A 2,224-nucleotide genomic window follows, 5' to 3' on the forward strand; every position below is an offset into this window, starting at 1 on the left:
CGGCCACCCGCGATCGACCCCCGTCCTCAACCACAGCTGCCCCCCAGCAGTCTCCGCCGCTCGCCGCGCCGGCCCGCGACCTGGGGGCGACGGAGGAGCCCCACCCGCGGCCCGGGGGGACGGGCGGCGGCGGGACGGACACGGACGAAGGCACAGGAGCAGGAGCAGGCATGGAGGCGGCCCGGGGCTCGTACAGCGCGGCCGGGCCGGGCGGGTGCTCGTCGCCCGGGGTGCGCGGGGACGGCGGTACGGCGTCCCGGGGCCCCGCGTCCGCTGCCGGATCGGGGCCTCCGGGGACAGCTGTCGTTTCCGCCATCTTCTGGTCACCGCCCCACCCCGCCGCTCTCGCGGCGTCTGATGCCCCTGCTGCGTGGTGCCCGGCACCACTCCCGTTTCGGCCACCCTACGAGATCCCGGCGCACCCGATCCAGGCCGGGTCACCGATCCGCGCGCCGGACGGCCCGGGGCCCGCCCGGCCGCCGTCAACTTCCGTCCCGAGCTGCCATGTTGGCGACGACGTGCGAAGGACCGCCACGGCACTTCCCCGTCGTGTGCGGATTCCGGCGGCGCGGTGATCGAACTGTGTGCGCACGACGACCACGTGACACCCCTTCCGCACGCCTCCTCACACCCCCGCCGGAGGACGCGACTAGCGGGTCCGGTGCGGGCCCAGTTCGCGCAAGACGTCGGCCAGTTCCGCCGGGGTGAGCGCGGACGCGGGGAGGGCGCCTTCCCGTGCCCCGGTTCGCAAGCCGTCCAGGAAGAGGGCCAGATAGCGGCGCCACACGTCCGGGACCGCCGCCGCGAGTGCCGGTACGGCCCGGCCGAGGGCCGCCAGCATGACGAGCAGGTCTTCGGTGGTGACGTCGGATCGCATCGTGCCCTGGTGCTGCGCACGGCGGATCAGCAGGTCCATGGTCTCGCGGTTGTGAGCGTGGACGGCGTCCAGGGCGCGGACCCCCTCGATGTCCGTGGTCATCAGGTCGTTGGCGCCGCGATCGGCGGCAAGTCCGGCGAACACCGTGCCGAGATAGCCGACCAGGCCCGTCCAGGCGTCCTCGGCGTCGCGCGCCTGCTCGCCGGCGGTCACCGTCGCGGCCAGCGCGCCGTGGAACACCTCGTCGACGAGGTCGGCGCGGGTGGAGAAGTGCCGGTACAACGTGGCGTTGCCAACCCCGGCGCGGCGGGCGATCTCATCGAGCGGGGCGGCCAGGCCCTGCTCGGAGAAGACCTCACGGGCCGCGGTGACGAGCAGTTCGCGGTTGCGGCGCGCGTCACGTCGCACCGGCTGGGGCCGCCCCGCGCTGACTGTCATGTATCTCTCCTTGCTTTCAGCGGGACATACCGGGGAGTGCTCCCCGGTTTAGATGCTATCGTCGGACGAGAAGCGGGGAGTGATCCCCGTTAAATCGGGAGGGACTTCGCGATGGCTGACAGGGCTCTTGTACTCGGTGGCGGCGGAACCCTCGGAGGAGCCTGGGAGATCGGTGTGATCGCCGGGCTCGCGGAGGCCGGGATCGACCTCTCGGACGCCGACACCGTGATCGGCACATCCGCGGGTTCGATCATCGGCGCCCGGCTGACGTCGGGCGTCGGCATCGAGGAGTTGTACGAAGGTCAGCTCGCCGGCTCCCCCGTCATCGATGTCACGGTCACCCTGGGCCAGACCGCCCGGTTCCTGTGGGCGGCACTCGGTTCCCGGGATCCGCAGCGGTCCGTCCAGCGTCTCGCGCGCGCCGCGCTCGCCTCCCGCACGGTCGACGAGTCCACGGTCTTCGACTCGGTCGCCACCCTGCTCGAAGGGGTGGGGACGTGGCCCGCCCGGAACCTGCGGGTGACCGCGGTCGACGCCGGGACCGGGACACTGGAGGTCTTCGACGCGGCAGCCGGAGTCACCCTGCCCGAGGCGGTCGCGGCGAGCTGTGCGGTGCCGGTGGTCTGGCCGCCCGTTTCAGTCGCCGGGCGACGGTGGATGGACGGCGGCAGCCGCTCGACCGCCAACGTCCACCTGGCTCGCGGGCACCGGCGGATCGTCGCCCTCTCCCCGATCCCCAAGGCCGTGGGCCCGCACCCGAATGCCGTGGCGCAGGGCGAGGAACTCGCCGCCGAAGGTGCCGCAGTGACGGTCCTGACTCCGGACCGGGCCACCCGCCGGGTCTTCGGCCGCAACATGCTCGACTCGTCCCGGCGGTCGGCCGCCGCCCAGGCCGGCCGCGCCCAGGCC

The 2,224-nt window shown here is 73.5% G+C and carries 2 protein-coding genes; one reads left to right on the forward strand and one right to left on the reverse strand.

The genetic code is table 11. The features are described from left to right. Window positions 1–649: 649 nt before the first annotated feature. Window positions 650–1,315, reverse strand: coding sequence for a helix-turn-helix domain-containing protein (locus tag AB0O00_RS36540; protein WP_363659011.1), 666 nt, complete (start codon window positions 1,313–1,315; stop codon window positions 650–652). A gap of 111 nt (window positions 1,316–1,426) precedes the next feature. Between AB0O00_RS36540 and AB0O00_RS36545 the strand changes: the two genes are divergently transcribed. Next, the coding region (locus AB0O00_RS36545) for a patatin-like phospholipase family protein (RefSeq protein ID WP_363659012.1) at window positions 1,427–2,224 on the forward strand (798 nt) is incomplete at its 3' end.

This window comes from Kitasatospora sp. NPDC093558 (assembly GCF_040683475.1).
Classification (GTDB): Bacteria; Actinomycetota; Actinomycetes; order Streptomycetales; family Streptomycetaceae; genus Kitasatospora.

Excerpts from the sequence above, each read along its gene's own strand:
- AB0O00_RS36540 (WP_363659011.1), bottom strand. The coding sequence starts at position 1,315 with ATGACAGTCAGCGCGGGGCGGCCCCAGCCGGTGCGACGTGACGCGCGC.